This window comes from Staphylococcus sp. GDY8P94P (assembly GCF_017892255.1).
Classification (GTDB): Bacteria; Bacillota; Bacilli; order Staphylococcales; family Staphylococcaceae; genus Staphylococcus; species Staphylococcus cohnii.
The window spans coordinates 81928-94846 of the sequence record NZ_JAESKU010000008.1 but is presented as its reverse complement, the minus strand read 5'-3'; the positions used below and the strand labels follow the sequence as shown (position 1 = coordinate 94846).

10 protein-coding genes are annotated in these 12919 nt (G+C 30.8%); 6 read left to right on the top strand and 4 right to left on the bottom strand.

Going from position 1 to position 12919, the window contains the following annotated elements; genetic code table 11:
* Positions 1 to 159: 159 nt before the first annotated feature.
* On the top strand, positions 160 to 1764 hold the full coding sequence (locus KA926_RS04900) for an L-lactate permease (protein WP_107385698.1): 1605 nt from the start codon (positions 160 to 162) through the stop codon (positions 1762 to 1764).
* A 380-nt stretch (positions 1765 to 2144) separates the two neighbouring features.
* Here KA926_RS04900 and KA926_RS04895 read toward each other — a convergent pair whose 3' ends face one another.
* Complete coding sequence (locus KA926_RS04895; protein ID WP_210143715.1) at positions 2145 to 3296, bottom strand: glycosyltransferase family 4 protein; 1152 nt, start codon at positions 3294 to 3296, stop codon at positions 2145 to 2147.
* Between the two features lie 394 nt (positions 3297 to 3690).
* On the opposite strand from KA926_RS04895, the gene mqo reads away from it, so the two are divergent.
* Positions 3691 to 5169, top strand: coding sequence for a malate dehydrogenase (quinone) (gene mqo / locus KA926_RS04890; RefSeq protein WP_107385138.1), 1479 nt, complete (start codon positions 3691 to 3693; stop codon positions 5167 to 5169).
* 215 nt (positions 5170 to 5384) lie between these two features.
* Here mqo and KA926_RS04885 read toward each other — a convergent pair whose 3' ends face one another.
* Positions 5385 to 6749 carry a sensor histidine kinase gene (locus KA926_RS04885; RefSeq protein ID WP_107385137.1) on the bottom strand — a complete coding sequence of 455 codons (1365 nt, stop codon included), beginning with the start codon at positions 6747 to 6749 and terminating at the stop codon, positions 5385 to 5387.
* Positions 6742 to 7416, bottom strand: coding sequence for a response regulator transcription factor (locus KA926_RS04880; protein WP_107385696.1), 675 nt, complete (start codon positions 7414 to 7416; stop codon positions 6742 to 6744). Before KA926_RS04880 ends, KA926_RS04885 begins: the two co-directional genes overlap by 8 nt.
* Before the next feature lie 155 nt (positions 7417 to 7571).
* Between KA926_RS04880 and KA926_RS04875 the strand changes: the two genes are divergently transcribed.
* Both KA926_RS04875 and KA926_RS04870 read left to right on the top strand, forming a co-directional pair.
* Positions 7572 to 8624, top strand: coding sequence for an ABC transporter permease (locus tag KA926_RS04875; protein ID WP_107385695.1), 1053 nt, complete (start codon positions 7572 to 7574; stop codon positions 8622 to 8624).
* Positions 8624 to 9292 carry an ABC transporter ATP-binding protein gene (locus KA926_RS04870; protein WP_119535752.1) on the top strand — a complete coding sequence of 223 codons (669 nt, stop codon included), beginning with the start codon at positions 8624 to 8626 and terminating at the stop codon, positions 9290 to 9292. Before KA926_RS04875 ends, KA926_RS04870 begins: the two co-directional genes overlap by 1 nt.
* A gap of 165 nt (positions 9293 to 9457) precedes the next feature.
* Here KA926_RS04870 and KA926_RS04865 read toward each other — a convergent pair whose 3' ends face one another.
* Positions 9458 to 10429, bottom strand: coding sequence for a YdcF family protein (locus KA926_RS04865; protein ID WP_210143714.1), 972 nt, complete (start codon positions 10427 to 10429; stop codon positions 9458 to 9460).
* Positions 10430 to 10652: 223 nt separating this feature from the next.
* On the opposite strand from KA926_RS04865, the gene KA926_RS04860 reads away from it, so the two are divergent.
* Positions 10653 to 11117, top strand: a complete 465-nt coding sequence (locus KA926_RS04860; protein ID WP_107385132.1) for a MarR family transcriptional regulator TcaR — start codon at positions 10653 to 10655, stop codon at positions 11115 to 11117.
* A 363-nt stretch (positions 11118 to 11480) separates the two neighbouring features.
* Entirely contained in the window at positions 11481 to 12869 is a 1389-nt protein-coding gene (locus KA926_RS04855; RefSeq protein WP_210143713.1) for a membrane-associated protein TcaA, read from the top strand.
* The last annotated feature ends 50 nt before the right edge of the window (positions 12870 to 12919 follow it).

Here is a 12919-nt window from a genome sequence, read left to right as displayed (position 1 = left end):
TTCAATTGGAGTTTATTAGAAAATTAAAAAACTTTAATTTTGGGCTTTTAATTTTTTGAAAATTATTGTATTTTACTTAAAGTAGATGTTATAATTTATGTGAAATAATTCACAAATAAAAGGATGATTAATTATTTTAAGTATAGGAAGTGAGTATATATGTTTGTAGAAAGTATTAACCCCTTTAACAATGTATTATTATCCAGTATTGTGGCTGCTATCCCTATCATTTTATTTTTATTATGTTTAACCATTTTTAAAATGAAAGGGATATACGCTTCAATTACGACATTAGTCGTTACGTTGATACTTGCCATAACGATATTCAAATTGCCTATGAATATCGCTACAGGTGCATCAATTGAAGGATTTTTCCAAGGTGTAATTCCAATTGGTTATATTGTAATTATGGCAGTTTTGTTATATAAAGTTACAAATGAAACTGGGCAATTTGATAAGATTCAAGATAGTATTGCGAGTGTATCTCAAGACCATCGTATCCAATTATTGCTCATAGGTTTTGCATTTAATGGATTTTTAGAAGGTGCAGCAGGTTTTGGTGTACCGATTGCGATATGTGCTTTATTATTAACTCAGTTGGGCTTTAAGCCTTTAGAAGCTGCAATGTTATGTTTAATTGCCAACGCTTCAGCTGGTGCTTTTGGAGCTATTGGTTTACCTGTCACTGTAATTGATACACTTGGTTTGCCAGGTGATGTTACAGGTTTTGCGGTTTCTCAAATGTCGGCTTTAACTTTATCGGTTATGAATATGTTTATACCATTTTTATTAGTATGGATTATTGATGGTTTTAAAGGTATTAAAGAAACATTACCAGCAATCCTTATTGTTGGTGGGACTTTTACCATACTACAAGCTTTGATCACGGTGTTTATTGGACCAGAACTAGCTGATATTATCCCACCGTTAGTATCAATGTTAGCTTTAGCAGTATATTCTAAAAAACATCAACCAAAAAATATATTTAGATTGAAAGATAGCGGAGAACCTAAGACTATTGTAAAACATAATTTTAAAACTTTAATATATGCGTGGAGTCCATTTGTGATTTTAACAGTATTGGTTATGGTTTGGAGCGCACCACAATTTAAAGGACTGTTCACATCTAATGGTGCATTGAGTGCATTAGTATTTAATATTCAACTTCCAGGTACGTATAGCGCTATTGCTGATAAAGCAATTACATTGCCACTCAATATCATTGGACAAACTGGTACAGCAATTTTATTAGTAATTTTAATAACTATATTGATGTCAAAACAAGTGAATATGCTTGATGCAACACGTTTGTTAAAATTAACTTTTAAAGAATTATGGTTGCCTATTATTACAATTTGTATTATTTTAATTATTTCTAAATTAATGACTTATGCAGGTTTAAGTAATGCTTTAGGTGAAGGTATTGCTAAGGCAGGATCAGTCTTCCCTCTATTATCACCTGTTTTAGGTTGGATCGGCGTATTTTTAACTGGTTCTGTGACAAATAATAATACGTTATTTGCTCCGATACAGGCAGCAGTAGCTAATAATATTGGTACAAGTGGTGCATTACTTGTATCAGCCAATACTGCTGGTGGTGTAGCAGCTAAATTGATTTCACCTCAGTCCATTGCTATTGCAACTGCATCTGTACAACAGGTAGGTAAGGAATCGGAATTATTAAAAATGACATTGCGTTATAGTTTTGCATTTATTATCTTTGTATGTTTATGGACATTTATGTTGAGCTTTATCATTCATTAAAACAACAGCATTGATATGTTTGCTAGTCAGTTATCTGTAAATACGCAGAATTAAGGCTGCTTTGATTTGGTATTATATCGAAACACGAAGTTAAATATAAAGATAGAAAAAAAGAAGCCATATGGCTTCATTCAGGCTGTCGACAAAGTTTCCGACTTTGTTGACAGTTTTTTTGTGCCCACTATCCGTGGGCACTGCCTTAGCTTGTAGTCTTCGGCTAGTGATATTCCCACAGGAGACGGACAAATCACTACCAATATTTAATATATAATAATTAACAGTGGCGTTGTTTGTTATGGTGAATAAATCAATTGATAAATGGAATCATAGTGAAATAATGTACTAAAGCTGGCATATGGAAAAAACTAAAAGTTTCTTTTTTATTTCGACGCTATCATCATTTGAAAGTAATGGTAGACAGAATCTGATGAAAATGATTGAACAGTTTGGTATCCATTTTCTATGATCGCTTGTTTATTAAATTCTTGGTTTATAAGTCGTAGTAGTTTATTAGAAAGATCTTCTACATTTCCATGTGCTACTAAATATCCATTGACGTTATTTTGTATCAGTGCATCTGGGCCAGCGTTACCATTAAAGCTAACCACAACATTACTTTGATTCATTGCTTCTAAAATCACCATTCCGAAACCTTCATTACGAGAGGGGATGACTGTAATATCACTTTTAGCTAATTTTTCGTTTAATTGTTGAGTTGAACCATAAAGCTTTATGATATCTGCCAGTTGATGCTCTATGATTAATTGTTGTAAGAGTTCGTGTTCTTTTCCATCACCATAGATGTGTATTTGATATTTAAAACGTCTGACCTCTTGTTGAATAGGTATGATACTTTGAATTAATAGATCGAATCCTTTCTCGTATTCTAATCGTCCTGCAGCAGTGATGATTTTATCTTTTGATATTGAGAGGCGAGGTTCATTTAAAATATTGGGTATGACATAAACAGGAGTTTGAATGAAAGCTTCATATTTACTTTTATCACTTTCTGTTAGTGTGGTTACTTTATCTAAATATTGATAAGCATCTGCAATTTCTCTTTGTAAAGCAATGTTGTGTGCTTCAAAATTCATATGCTCCATACCAATCTTCTCTACATTTTGTGAACCATAGTGAGCAATTAATATATTGAAACTCGCGCGTGTACCTATGAGTATATCAGTAGAAACATTACGTATTGCTTTAATCATTTTGTTTTCAATATAATGTGAAAACTGATATAGTCCTGGTTCATATTGAGAAATTAATTTTGGTTTAGAAAAAGAGGTATATTTGTGGATTCTATTGAAAAAAATATCCTTAATATTAAAAAATTGTAATTGATAGTCTGTTAAAGCACGCACTTTAATAGATTTATGTAGCTTGAAATAAGGTTTAGAAGCCCCTTTGAAAACGGAAATGATTTCAACTTGATGGCCTTTTTCAGCTAAAACATTAGCTAATTGAGAAATAGATTTAACGGTACCACCCATAGCATATAAGTTATGCGTAAAAAAAGTGATAGATTTCATTGGAATACCTCCAAAAGTATAAGAATTAAATTAGAATTTATTATAGCATGAAATTTAGGTGATTGATAAAGTAATGAAGGTTATATGAGACACAATGTAATTTGCTCAATATATTTAAATTTAAAATAGTAATTTAAGTCGTATCATAGCAATGATAGTTAACAGGTATTAACATAATTTAAGTAGAATTACTGAAAGCCCTTTTTTCATAGGGCAATAACGTATATAATTAGAAGTGTACCAAAAGATTCTGCTATTTTTTAAGTACTTCGTATAATTATAGTAGATTAAGATTTAAATCATTTACTATAGAAAACGCTTTATCATGGTTGAGACTTTCCTAGATAAAGATAACGTGTCTATAAACATATATAAAAGGGGGACTGTGTTTGTTATGAGTAAACAACATAGCAAAACAGATGTCATATTAATTGGCGGCGGTATCATGAGCGCAACACTAGGAACTTTATTAAAAGAACTTGCACCTGAGAAAGACATTAAAATGTTTGAAAGATTATCTACACCAGCAGAAGAAAGTTCGAATGCATGGAATAATGCAGGAACAGGGCATTCTGCATTATGCGAACTAAATTATACAAACGAAAACAAAGATGGATCAATTGATATTACTAAAGCTGTTAAAATTAATGAACAGTTTCAAATTACAAAACAATTTTGGAATTACCTTGTTAAGCAAGGTCAATTATCAAAACCAGAAGCTTTTATTAAACCTGTGCCACATATGAGCTTTGTACAGGGCGTACGTAATGTAGATTTTTTAAGAAGACGTGTTGAAAGATTAAATAAAAATATTTTGTTTAGTAATATGGAAATTACGGATGACAAAGATCAAATTTTAGAATGGGCACCGTTGATTATGGAAGGGCGCACATCAAATATACCAATGGCTATTACATATGACAAAACGGGGACTGATGTAAATTTTAGCGCGCTAACAAAAAAACTATTCTCTAATTTAGAAGATAAAAACGTAGAACTTAATTACGAACATGAAGTAGAAAATCTGAGTCAACGTAAAGATGGAACTTGGGAAGTTAAAGTGAAAGATTTGAAAACGGATGAAGTTACAATAGTAGATAGCGACTTTGTATTTATAGGTGCCGGTGGAGCGAGTTTACCTTTATTACAAAAAACAGGCATTAAGGAGTCTAAACATATTGGTGGATTCCCAGTAAGTGGTCTGTTCTTAGTTTGTAGAGACGAGGCTATTACTTCAAAACATCTTGCGAAAGTTTATGGAAAAGCAGCTGTTGGTGCGCCACCGATGTCAGTACCACATTTAGACACACGTTATATTGATGGCAAGCGTACCTTATTGTTTGGACCATTTGCTGGCTTTTCACCAAAATTCCTAAAGACAGGTTCAAATATGGATTTAATAAAATCAGTGAAACCAAACAACCTTATAACAATGTTATCGGCAGGAATTAAAGAAATGAACTTAACTAAATATTTAATTTCTCAACTAACACTGTCAAACGAGGAGAGAATGGAAGATTTACGTCAATTTGTGCCAAATGCTAAAAGTGAAAATTGGGAAATTGTAGTTGCAGGACAACGTGTACAAGTCATTAAAGATACTGATAAAGGAAAAGGTACTTTACAATTTGGTACTGAGGTTATTACTTCTGAAGATGGTTCTTTAGCAGCACTTTTAGGCGCTTCTCCAGGCGCTTCGACTGCAGTTGACATCATGTTTGATGTACTTCAACGTTGTTACAAAGATGAATTTAACAATTGGGAAGAAAAAATTAAAGAAATAGTGCCTTCATTTGGTATGAAATTATCAGAAAATGAAGCTTTATACACTCAAATTAATAAAGAAATAACTAAAAACTTAAAAATTAATTAATAAGTATGATGTACTCATTTTATTAAATGAAGTTCTTGCGAGATAAATTTCCATACTTAAAATAGAAGCGCTAATCCATTACGGGTTAGCGCTTCTTTATATTTAAATCTTGAAATTTTGATCGTGCATGTATACCACAAGTATGTTGTATGATGGTTCGAGCATCGAACCCGTGGCCTCTGAAACATATGGTTTTCTAGGCGTTTACACGCTTGTTATTTATTGATATTAACAGTGAAAGTAGTACCTTCATATTTCTTACTTGATACTTCAATTGTGCCATTGTGTAATTCAAAAATAGCTTTAGCAATTGCTAAGCCTAAGCCATTACTATTATCATGATTGCTTGCTTTATAAAAACGTTCAAATAGACGAGATTGAGTTTCTGGTGTCATACCTTGACCATCATCAGTTATATTAAAACGAATGTGATCAGTATCATGTGTGAGTGTAATGTCAATTGTACCACCTTGTTCTGAATATTTAATCGCATTAGTTATTAAATTTTGAAATGCTTGATTTAATAGTCGCTCATTTCCTATTAATGATATATTAGCTAAATCAGACATAATAATTAACTCTTTTTCGTTCGTCGCAAATTGTTCATGACGTATAATCTGTTTAATGAGCTTATTGAGTTCGATATGATCAGTTAATTCTAGATGCTCCCCATTATCAATTTCTGATAACAATAAAAGTTCTTTTGTTAATTCACTTAGTTGCGTTGTAATTTGGTATATTTCGTCTATATACTGTTCTCGTTCTGTGGCACTTTTTGTAAATTTTAATTGATCAAGTAAATGATGAATATGCGTTAAGGGTGTTTTAATCTCATGTGAAACATTTTGAACAAAGTGTTGTCTCATGTCATCTACTTGTTTTAAAGAAAGTCTCATTTTATCAAAACGGTATTGCAACGTGCCGAATTCATCATTACGCTTAATATCTATTGGCACATCAAAATTGCCTTCCATTAATCTTTCAGTCGCTTGTTTTAACTGTTGTATTGGTTTAATAATCATGTAAGTTGAAGAAATAACCCAAATGATTGAGATGACTAATAATAGTGTAATTAATATGACTAAGAAAATTCTAAATTCACTAAATGTTTTTCCAATGTCTGGTCTCATAAATACTGCATAGTTATGACCATTGGATTGAAATTGCACACCAACAGTATTTTGAGTAGTATTTTCAAAGAATCCAGTGATGAAAGGATTGTATGGTAAATTGCTTATCCCGTGATAGTCATTTCCCTTTAAGACAGATTTAATATTTTTCGAGTCAACATTGTCTTTTCTAAATGCAGTACCATAATAAGCTTTTTTACCATTTTCTGATACGGTCATAACTTGATAATTCATCTGTCCAAGGTGTTCGAAAAAGGGTTTTGGCAATTGTATTTTAGATTGCTTTTCATAAGAAATTGCATCTTTTAATGTTCTCATGATTTTAGCATCATTATTCTCTTTTAAATGATTATGATAAATGACGTTAGTTAATAGGAAACTAAGCACAGCGCTTGATAGTAAGATGACGATTGTATATATAGCAATACGTGAATATAGTGATTTAAACATTGTCATCAACCTTGTAACCTAAGCCACGCACTGTATGAATTGTAATAGTAGCTCCTAGTTTCGATAAACGTTTTCTCAAACGTTTAATGTGTACGTCAACTGTTCGTTCATCACCTTCATAATCAAACCCCCAAATTTTTTCAATCAAATCATCACGGTTAAATACTTGTTTTGGATGCGAGGCAAGTAAGAATAAGAGTTGAAACTCTTTATTTGGCAAGTTCATTGATTTAGTAGAAGATTGAAGCTCTAAATAAGCTTGATTAAGCGTAAGATTTCCAACTTTCAACTCATTATTAGCATTTATATTATAGCGTTTTAATACGGCCTTTATTCTAAAGATAAGTTCTTTCACTTCAAATGGCTTGGTAACATAATCGTCTGTGCCAGTTAAATAAGCTTGTTCTTTATCACTAAGTGCGTCTCTAGCTGTTAACATAATAACTGGCATTTCAAAATCTTCTTTTAAAATTTTACATAATTCAAAACCACTCATGCCAGACATCATTACATCTACGATAGCAATATCAACTTGATGTGTATCTAAATATGACAATGCGTTTTCAGCACTTGATTGTGTTACTACATCTAATCCTTCTCGTGAAATATAATTTGAAACATATTCTAAAATTTTACTGTCATCATCGACAATTAAACAAGTTGTCATGCTCAAAATCTCCTTAATCATTTTACAGACATTATATATGGAAAAATTTAACTTAACAAATAGGAAATATTTCAAAAAGTTAATCATAGTTCATATTGAGTTCATATACAGAGACTAAACTTTAAATATAAGTTCTTGAAAGGGAGTGAATCACTATGAAATTAGCATGGCAAGAAATAAAATATTATAAATTTCGTTATATATTAATCATGTTAATTATATTATTATTAGGCGTTATGGTTCTATTTATTAGTGGGTTGGCACAAGGTTTAGCAAGAGAAAATATTTCTATGTTAGACAATATGAAAGCTGAAAAATATGTGATGCAAAATAACAAAACACCACAAATTGAAAAATCAATTATTAAACCAGAACAGCAAGAGAAGATTGAAGATATTAGCGGGCAGTCACCTTTAAAAATAGCATCTCAAACTTTGAAAATTGATAAAGATGAAGAAGATGTTGTTATGACGAATACAGTGAAAAATGAAAAACCCAAATTGTCAGAAGGGCATTATCCTAAAAAAGACAATGAAATTGCAATTAATAGTAAATTAACTGCAAGTGGGGTAGATGTTGGAGACAACATTAAAATTAAAGACGGTAAAACGTTAAAAGTTTCAGGTGTTTTGGATGACACAATGTATTCTCATAGTTCAGTGGTTATGATGAATAATAATGGATTTGATGAATTGAATAAAAATGTGAGTACTGTTTATCCAATTAAAGATATGTCACAAAAACAGATGAATAAATTAGAAGATATTAATGGTATAGATGTATTTACAGAAGATGATATCACAAGTGAAATACCAAGTTATCAAGCAGAACAAGCACCACTTAATATGATGATAGTTAGCTTGTTTGTTATTTCTGCTATAGTCCTTAGTGCATTCTTCTATGTTATGACGATACAAAAAATTCCTGAAATCGGTATTTTAAAAGCAATTGGAATTAAGACAAGACATTTATTAAGTGCATTAATCATTCAAATATTAATAACTACAATGATTGCAGTTATTATTTCTGTGGCGTTAATCAGTGGATTGTCATTAGTAATGCCAATTTCTATGCCTTTCCATGTAACTGTTACAAATATATTATTAGTCGTGGGTATTTTCATAGTTGTTGCAATTGTCGGTGCAGCACTATCATTTATTAAATTATTTAAAGTAGACCCTATTGAAGCTATAGGAGGTGGAGAATAATGAGTTTACAAGTTAAAGATATTAAAAAATCTTTTGGTAAAGGCTCTTCCGAAACTAAAGTACTAAAAGGGATCAATTTTGAAGTGAATGAAGGAGAATTTATAATTTTAAATGGAGCCTCAGGTTCTGGTAAAACGACGCTTTTAACTATTTTAGGTGGATTATTGTCACAAAGTAGTGGAGAAATATTATATAATGGTGAACATTTATATGATAGTGATAAAAAAGCTTCTGAACTAAGATTAAATGAAATTGGATTTATATTTCAATCTTCACACTTAGTACCATATTTAAAAGTTAAAGATCAGTTAATAACTATAGGTAAAGAAGCGGGAATGGCTAAAAAAGAAGCCACTGATAGAGCAGAAAAATTATTAACACAAATCGGTTTAGCAGAACAGTTAAACGTATTTCCACACACACTTTCAGGTGGACAAAAGCAACGTGTTGCCATCATGAGATCATTAATGAATAATCCTAAAATAATATTAGCTGACGAGCCAACTGCAAGCTTAGATGCCGAACGTGCTACAGAAGTCATAGATATGATTAAAAATCAAATTCAAAGTAAAAATATGATAGGTATTATGATTACACATGATAAAAGACTATTTGATTATGCTGACAGAGTAATCGAATTAGATGATGGTGTCATTGTTAATCGATAGTATATTTAAAAGTGACATGATAAAAGTCGTGTTTTCAAATTAAATGGGAGTAGGATAGAAATCTTTTTAGTAAAATTAGATTTCTGTCTCACTCCCTTTTTTTATGAATAGCATTGCACATTCAATCGAATGTAATATCCACACATTATTTCGTAGTTAATGATTTTAAATAGTTGGTATGTGCCACAATGCCATTATACATGCCCAAAATAACACTGCAAAAAAACAAGTTAGTAAAAGCTTATATTGGTACATGATGGCTAAAAAGTCCCTAATTAATGCAATTTCAAAAAAATGATAAGGTGTATGACTACCGACACCTTTTAAATTGAGATTTAATTTTTGTCCAAACCTTAAAGCGCGCATAATATGAAATTGACTAGTGACACATATGATATTTGGTTCATATTTAAATAATTGCTGAATGAGCACTTTTGTATATTTAAGATTCTCATAAGTGCTCGTCGATTGATCTTCAAGTATGATTGCTGAAGGATTAATATTTCTTTGCACTAAATATCGATACATAGCCAAGGCTTCTGAAATTGGTTCGTCAGGTCCTTGCCCACCACTAACAATGATATGTGCGCCTGGATGTAAATGGTATAACCTTATAGCTTTGTCCAATCTTTTAGCAAGCATAGGTGTTACTTGTTCTGTAAAAATACCTGCACCCAACACCAATATGACGTCAAAATCTTGTTTATACGTAACATTTGAAAAGGCAGAGGCACAAAGTGCATAACAAATGAAGGTGAAACATGCACTAAAGGCAATAGCGGCTAACCAATAAAAAATCACATTGATGCCCACAGGAACTAGACTAATATAAGCACAAGCAATCATGAACAGTAATACCTTATATGTTATAGCGTATAAACGGCGCAAAAAAAGTGTGCTTACACTATGTTTAAATAGATGATGATGTTTGATGTGTAAAAGCAATACACCAACAAACATCGTTATGATTAGTGGAATAGGTAAAGATGACTTACCTACATGTAAGATGATAACAATGTAGCCTAAAATGATTTGAATTACAAAAAAAGTTAAATTAGTAGTAAATTTTAAATTCTTATACATAGCAATAAAACCACATAGAATAAATAAACTTATAATTAAAGACAACGAATACATGGTTCACCCCGAAAATTTATAATATTTTAAATGTAGAGCAATTCTTAAAATTAATCAAATTTTATAGGTATTGTTGATTGTAATTTAGTTAGGTTTAAAAATTAAAAACGCAACGGTTAGAAATTTCTGCTTTTATACCGTCTCGAATATTGATATTATTAACATAATATAAAAAAAATAACGTTTACTTATGTGAGCTAGAATAGTAGAGGTGCGAGAAGTTATGGTTAAAAATTTAAGTAGTCATATTGATTTTATGGGTGAATTTATAAATGATGTGAATACTTTATTAGCTAAATTGTTAAAAGAACTAAGAGAAGACTATAACGTATCAAAAGAGCAAGCCAATGTTATATTAATGTTAGAAAACGAAAAAGCAATGACATTAACAGAAATAACTGAAAGACAAGGCGTAAATAAAGCTGCCGTTAGCCGGAGAATAAAAAAATTAATACAAGCAGAAGTAGTGCAATGGGAGAAAGCTGAAGAAAATGCAGATCAAAGGTTAAAATATATTAAATTAACAGCAAAAGGTAAACAATTTAATAAACAAAGTAAGGAAATTATCAATACAATTGTCAGTGATATATTACACGACTTATCGGATGAACAAATCGAACAAGCACGATATGTTTTAGAAATTATTGATCAAAGATTAAAAAATTTCAATTTGAAACACAGTGTTTAATAGTAAAAACAATGATAATATTTTTAAGTAAAGCAAAATGCGTTTAATTAAAACATATTTCAATAACTAGAATGATGTGTCCATGTAAAAATGATTTATTTGAAGCGCCTCATTAAAAGAACAACTATATAAGATTGAAGAAAAAATTAAAGGAATTGTAAAAAGACATTGGACTAATGATGTATATCTTTTACTTATTCATGTACATATAATAGAAATAAAGTAGTGTAAAAATGAATTTTACTTAATTAAAAAACTACAAAAAATTGGTGGAAATGGCTTGATAAAGCCGTATAGTTTATGAATATATTATGTTAAAATAACGGGATAATGTAAAAAATAAGGACTAAGCGTGGTGATAAAATGCAAAAGTGCCCTAAATGTGGGGAAAACATAAGGATAGGACAACGAAGATGTAGTCATTGTGGCTATCGTTTAGAGTCGACTAGTAACGAAAAAATGACTCGAACTTCAAAAGAAAATAAAAAAACTGTTAATAGCAAAGCAAGGAAAATTATTCCCTGGGGTATTGCAGCTTTTATCATTATCCTGCTGGTTATTATATTTATCTTATTGAAAAATTTTAATTCGCCGGAAGCACAATCGGAAATATTAATTAACGCAGTAGATAATAATGATACTCAAAAATTATCAACCTTATTAAGCACGCAAAATAATAGTGTAGATGAAAATGAGGCAAAAGCTTATATTAAATATATAAAAAAAGAAGTTGGCATGAAAGAATATACGAAAGATATTAAGCAAAAAATAAAATCATTAAATAAAAATGAGACTAGTGAAGAAGACTTTGTAACAGCAAAAAATGGTGAAAAAGTTTTGCGTATCAGCAAAAATGGGCGACGTTACTTGATATTTGATAATATGAGTTTTACAGCGCCTACAAAAGAAGCGATTGTAAAGCCTAAGTACGATACAACTTACAAATTCAAAGCAAATGATAAACAAAGAACAGTACATGCACAGAAGAATAAGACGACAGTACTCGGTGAATTTATACCAGGTGATTACGTCATAGAGTCTAAAAAAGAGATGGCTAACGGACAGTTTAGCGGTGAACTCAAATTTAATTTTAATAATAGTAATCATGAGACAGTTGATGTATCAGAAGATTTTAATGAAGCTTATATCGTCTTAGATTTGAAAGGTGCATCTGAAATAGATAAAGATACTGTTAAAGTGAAAGTGAATGATAAAACATATGACTATGCTGATAATAAAGAAATAGGACCATATCCAAAAACACAAGAATTAACAGTTTCTGCTGAAGGAGAAGCGAAGAAAAAGACATTTAAATCAGCTGAAACGACTGTTAAAACGGATAACTTGAAGGATAAAACATATGTAACATTGAACTTTGATGGTGATGAAATTCAAGACTATGTAGATAAAAAAGAAAAAGAAGAAAATAGCTTCAGAAATAAGGTGGCTCGTTTTTTCGGTAATTATACTGCTGCAATGAATAATGCACATAGTCAAAGTAACTTTAATTTAGTTTCATCTTATTTGAAAAAAAATACTGATAACTATAAATCTATAAAAAATAATGTGAAAGAAAATGCTGTATTTTATTTACCTCAGCCACAAATCACTGAAATTGTGAGACAAGGTGAAACATTTTATATTACAGCTCAAACCGTCAAAGAAAATGGTCAATATGGCGAAGTGGATTACCAACTTGAAGGCGATGATGATGCCAGTAACCTTAAAGTTGTGAAATATTCGGAAGAGTAATATAAAGATATGCTTGCTGATAATACTATAATATATGGAGTAGTGGTTAA

Coding starts and splice junctions, on each gene's coding strand:
- KA926_RS04900 (WP_107385698.1), top strand. CDS start 160: ATGTTTGTAGAAAGTATTAACCCCTTTAACAATGTATTATTATCCAGT.
- KA926_RS04875 (WP_107385695.1), top strand. CDS start 7,572: ATGAAATTAGCATGGCAAGAAATAAAATATTATAAATTTCGTTATATA.
- KA926_RS04880 (WP_107385696.1), bottom strand. CDS start 7,416: ATGACAACTTGTTTAATTGTCGATGATGACAGTAAAATTTTAGAATAT.
- KA926_RS04860 (WP_107385132.1), top strand. CDS start 10,653: ATGGTTAAAAATTTAAGTAGTCATATTGATTTTATGGGTGAATTTATA.
- KA926_RS04855 (WP_210143713.1), top strand. CDS start 11,481: ATGCAAAAGTGCCCTAAATGTGGGGAAAACATAAGGATAGGACAACGA.
- KA926_RS04870 (WP_119535752.1), top strand. CDS start 8,624: ATGAGTTTACAAGTTAAAGATATTAAAAAATCTTTTGGTAAAGGCTCT.
- KA926_RS04885 (WP_107385137.1), bottom strand. CDS start 6,749: ATGTTTAAATCACTATATTCACGTATTGCTATATATACAATCGTCATC.
- KA926_RS04865 (WP_210143714.1), bottom strand. CDS start 10,429: ATGTATTCGTTGTCTTTAATTATAAGTTTATTTATTCTATGTGGTTTT.
- KA926_RS04895 (WP_210143715.1), bottom strand. CDS start 3,296: ATGAAATCTATCACTTTTTTTACGCATAACTTATATGCTATGGGTGGT.
- mqo (WP_107385138.1), top strand. CDS start 3,691: ATGAGTAAACAACATAGCAAAACAGATGTCATATTAATTGGCGGCGGT.